Origin of the sequence: Psychroflexus sp. MES1-P1E (assembly GCF_002836055.1) — a bacterium.
Classification (GTDB): Bacteria; Bacteroidota; Bacteroidia; order Flavobacteriales; family Flavobacteriaceae; genus Psychroflexus.
Genome location: NZ_PJBS01000173.1, coordinates 1 through 4,826 on the forward strand (window position 1 = coordinate 1; position 4,826 = coordinate 4,826).

Here is a 4,826-nt window from a genome sequence, read left to right on the forward strand (position 1 = left end):
GAGCAACCTGACATTATAGTGCATAACGCTAAATGCAATTATCCTGTAATTTGGGGTATGAAAAATAAAAAGAGAACAGTTTTAGTTAGCCCTGTCCCCTATTTTATGTATTATGTACAAGGACATTCACATATTGGATTTAATAAAAATTTTGGAACGTTTATTAATAAATTAACCTATCGTCTTTCTAATTACGGCCTAGTAAAAACTATTTATGACTCTCAAAAAAGTATTCCTGAAAAATTGTCTATTTCAAAAAAACAGATAAAAGAAAATCTTTTCAAAAAAGACCTTGTCTACACTATTTCACCTTCTCTTTTCCAAAGACCAAATTACTGGAATGAAAATGTTCAAGTATCGGGTTATCATGAACGGAGTAAAACAATCAATTGGGAACCTAGTCAAGAGTTATTAGATTTCTTAAACAATCATAATAAGGTTTTATTTCTAACTTTCGGAAGTATGATAAATTCCTTTCCAAGAGAAACTTCTAGCCTAATTTATAATGAATTAAACAAATTGAAAATCCCTGTTATTGTAAATACAGCTTCAGGTGGGTTAATTAAAATCGATAAATTTGCCTTAAACGAAAATTTCTTTTTTGTTAATCAAATACCTTATGATTGGATTTTTAATAGAGTTTACGGAGTAATTCATCATGGAGGCTCAGGAACAACTAATTCTGCATTAAAATATGGTTGCGTCACATTAATTATACCTCACATAATTGACCAATTTGGTTGGAACAATCTGATATCAAAATTAGGAGCTGGGCCAAAAGGGATTTCTATCAATAAGTTAAAAAAAGATAAATTAAACACATTAATATATGACTTATATAATAGAAAACACTACCTGAAAACAGCCAATGAAATTTCTCAAAAAATGAAAGATGAAAAATTAGAAGATAAATTATATAAGGATATTATAAAAAAATAACTGGCTACAATTCTATATAGTGCAATGAGGTTTTTAATCAAAAAAATGAGTGTCTATTTGTAAAGTTGTTAACCCTTTTCATTTGACTTCTAGAGAAATAAACACAAAAGATTAGGCTTGTGGTATGGCGTAAAGGACATTGCTCGACACCATTCCTACGTGTCTTATGTTAGACATTTTTCACCATGCCCCCTAACAAATATTTTAGAATAATATAAATAATAATGAATACGGAAACTGCAATTAAAACTATGCTCTATCTATTGGTAACGGTAATACTTTTTCATTTATGTATTATGTTAAAAATAGTTTCCTATGAAATTACTTGGGGTGGAAGATTGAAAAATGATTTTGAGATGTATGTTTTTGAAACCATTTCTGTAATAATCAATCTATTCTTAATTACAACCCTATTGATAAAAGGAAAGTATTTAAGAGCGTTTATATCAATAAAAATTGTGAATATTACTTTATGGATTTTCTTTATATTATTTGGATTGAATACTATTGGAAATATTTTAGCTAAAACTTATTTTGAGAAATTTTTCAGTCTATTAACATTAACTTTTTCAATTCTAATTTGGATCATTCTACGTAAAGAAAAAAAACGAACGCACAAAACAGGTTTTAATTAATTGCTTTGATTCTCGCCAAATTGGAGAGTCTTGATTATTTTCCTCTGGTTCGTTTTCATTTACTAATTTAGTAGCTTAACTACGTAACTAACCATACACATATCATTTTAGTCATACTTAAATATGAAAAACAACTTAATAAAATATTGTCAATCTTTACTTGACTTTTCAGAAAGTGAAATTTCCATTATTAAAGATTATTTTATAACAACTACTATCGGTAAAAAAGATTATCTATTGCAAGAAAATAAAGTTTGTGATTTTGTTGCTTTTATCGAAGAAGGCTCTATTAGACATTTTCATATTAAAGATGGAAACGAAATAACCTGCGATATTTCTTTGGAAAACAATTTTATTACAGAATTTAAAAGTTTTAATAATGGCTCTAAAAGTTATATTTCTTTTCAGACATTAGAAGACACAAAAGTACAAATAATCAAAAAGAACAAACTATTAGAATTGTATAAATTATATCCTAAATACGAAATTTTAGGCAGAAAAATAGCAGAGAAAGTTGCTATGCGTAATACAGCTATCGCATTGTCATTAGCGTCGAGTAAACCAGAAACTCGCTATAAAGAGCTATTAAACAAAAACCCAGAAATTTTTCAAAGAGTACCTCAAAAATATATTGCAAACTTTTTAGGTATCAAACCTGAAAGTTTAAGTAGAATTAGAAAAAGAATTCTATTCAACTAAATTTCTTAACTAAAGTCAACGTTTTTAACTTTCAAGTGAAGCTAATTTTGTTTTATCTAAAAGACAACAAGATGAAATGTATATTATTAATATTAGGAATTACACTTATGACAATAAACACAAACGCACAAAACTTAAATCGAGAAAAAATAGCAGAATACGAAATTGCTTTAGATGATGTAATGGAAATTATAGGTAGAGATTTAGTAAAATCTAAATTAAAAGAAGTTGAAAAAGTCTATCAGGATAATCCAACAGAAATAAACAAAGTTAGACTTGGATTAATTTACCACGAAGTAGCACTAAATTTAACGTTTTTCCATAAAACAGAAGAGTTTTCGGGCTATGCTCAGAAAAGTTTTAACATTCTAAAAGAACTTCAAAATAACAAAAAAACAATACCAGAACTGTTATTATTTATTGATACTTATAAAGCATCTGCACTTGCACTTATGAGTGGAGAAACAAGAAAATTAAAACAGTTAAGTGAAGCCTTTGATCTATTTGAGGGCGCCGTAGAAAAATATGCTAAATTCTCACCAAGACCAGAGTTTATGCGTGGTAGCGTTGCGGAGAATTTACCTTGGTTTATGTGGAAGAAAAGAAAATTCGCAAAAAGAGATTTTCAATCCATAATTGAAAAACACGAAAGGAATAAAGATTATGCGGGCTTTAGATTGTTAAGTTTTACCTATTGGGGATGGGCAAGAGCACATAAAGCAAAAAGTTTCAGAAAACAAGCATTAATCTATTTAGAAAGAGCAATTAAAATTGATCCTGAATATAATGCAGGAAGAAAAAGAGCGGAAGAATTAAGAAGTGAGTATCTTTATAAAAAAATTAAATCCTAACCTTCTTTCAAAAAGCCAATAACCACATCCTTATAACTTGCACCAATAGGTAGCTCTCTTGCACCAATTTCAACATCTACTTTAGTAAACGCCGTAACTTTAATTGTATTAACAATAAATGAGCGATGAATCCTCAAAAATTCATGAGGTAATTTGTATTCAAAATTACTAATTGAATCCTTAGTGATAACGCTTTTATCATGCAGAACTACTTTAACGTAATCCTTTATGCTCTCTACATATAGAATATCATTAAAATTTAATTTAATAAATTTTTTGTTGGAGTTTACATATAAGTGATTATTGGATTCCTCATCTTTGACTGTGGATTCAACAATGTTGACATTTACTAGATTCTTGTATTTATTAATTGCTTTTAAAAAACGTGTAAACGAAATGGGTTTTAATAAATAATCCACTACATCCAACTCATAACTCTCAGTTGCATAATTTCTATACGCCGTCGTAAAAATAACTTTGGGAGGGTGTTGCAAGGTTTTTAAAAGCTCTATTCCAGACAGTAATGGCATTTCAATGTCAAGAAAAATAAGATCTATTTTAGTCGATTTTATCATATCAAGAGCCTCTACTGGATTTTGAAAAGTTGAAATAATTTCAATACCAGGAATTTTATTCAAATGTGACTTTATCACCTGTATTGCTAATGGTTCGTCATCAATTACTAAACAGCTTATTTTCATGATTTCATTTTAAATCTAAATATAATTTTACCGAATAACTATCTAAAGAATCGTCAACTTTTAATCGATTTTTATTTGGATAATTTAGCTCTAACTGTCTTTTAAGATTAATAGTTCCAATTCCAGATTTATTAGGGTCTACCTCTAGTAAATGAATCTTTGGTTTCGTATTATGGACTTCAAAATCAAGTTCCAAATTTACTACAGATAATTTTATATGTATTCTAGCGTGATCCGGGTTTCCACTTGATCCATGTTTAAATGCATTTTCAATTATAGGTAATAACACTAAAGGTGCAATTTGAGTATTCGCATTATCAACATTATGCTCAAATACTAAATCTAGTTTATCACCATAACGCAATGATTCCAAATCTATAAACCCTTGTAATAATTCTATTTCCTTATGTATTGATATTGTGCTCTCATCGCTTTGGTATAATATAAAATCCAGCAAACCAGACAGTTTCAATACAATTTTTGGAGCCAAATCAGATTTCACTAAAGTTAGAGCATATAAATTGTTAAGTGTATTAAATAAAAAATGAGGCTGTATCTGTGTTTTTAAAAATTTAAGTTCACTAGTAGCTTTTTCTTTTTTCAAAATCTCTATTTGATGCTTTTCCTCAAATCGATTTTTAATCAATTTAACTATCAACATGATAAATGCATAAATATAAACTGTAGGGAAGTAGATAGAAAGCAAATTTGCGGTATCAGATAAAATTTCTACTATAGATTCCTGTGTAAAGCCATCTCTAACAAATGGTTCTGCGATATAAACAACACTCAATCTTCCTAGTGCCGAAAACACATATACACATAAGATTATGGAGACTATAAATAGTAGGTAGTCTTTTTTTAGAAGCAGTCTTGGTATTTGATAATAATTTAAAATATAAGCAGCTATCATTTGAGAAGGGAGCAATGAAAAGTATATAATTGTTTGTGTCTTTATTTCGCCAGAATTCAAACTTGCGATTACAACAAAAATCATTAAA

At 28.5% G+C, this 4,826-nt stretch carries 6 protein-coding genes; 4 read left to right on the forward strand and 2 right to left on the reverse strand.

The features are described from left to right. The 4 genes from CXF67_RS08020 to CXF67_RS08035 form a co-directional block, all read left to right on the forward strand. A partial coding sequence (locus tag CXF67_RS08020) for a glycosyltransferase (protein ID WP_102088284.1) occupies positions 1-939 on the forward strand: 939 nt, incomplete at its 5' end. 296 nt (positions 940-1,235) lie between these two features. After that, on the forward strand, positions 1,236-1,574 hold the full coding sequence (locus CXF67_RS08025) for a hypothetical protein (protein WP_257984631.1): 339 nt from the start codon (positions 1,236-1,238) through the stop codon (positions 1,572-1,574). Positions 1,575-1,697: 123 nt separating this feature from the next. Next, positions 1,698-2,273 carry a Crp/Fnr family transcriptional regulator gene (locus CXF67_RS08030; protein ID WP_102088286.1) on the forward strand — a complete coding sequence of 192 codons (576 nt, stop codon included), beginning with the start codon at positions 1,698-1,700 and terminating at the stop codon, positions 2,271-2,273. A gap of 71 nt (positions 2,274-2,344) precedes the next feature. Continuing rightward, complete coding sequence (locus CXF67_RS08035; RefSeq protein WP_257984632.1) at positions 2,345-3,124, forward strand: hypothetical protein; 780 nt, start codon at positions 2,345-2,347, stop codon at positions 3,122-3,124. Here the strand turns inward: CXF67_RS08035 and CXF67_RS08040 are convergent. Together CXF67_RS08040 and CXF67_RS08045 are read right to left on the reverse strand one after the other, a co-directional pair. Beyond that, positions 3,121-3,825: a LytR/AlgR family response regulator transcription factor gene (locus CXF67_RS08040; protein ID WP_102088287.1), complete on the reverse strand. Its 705-nt coding sequence runs from the start codon at positions 3,823-3,825 to the stop codon at positions 3,121-3,123. The two genes, CXF67_RS08035 and CXF67_RS08040, sit on opposite strands and share 4 nt — an antisense overlap. Before the next feature lie 4 nt (positions 3,826-3,829). After that, the coding region (locus CXF67_RS08045) for a sensor histidine kinase (RefSeq protein ID WP_145990402.1) at positions 3,830-4,826 on the reverse strand (997 nt) is incomplete at its 5' end.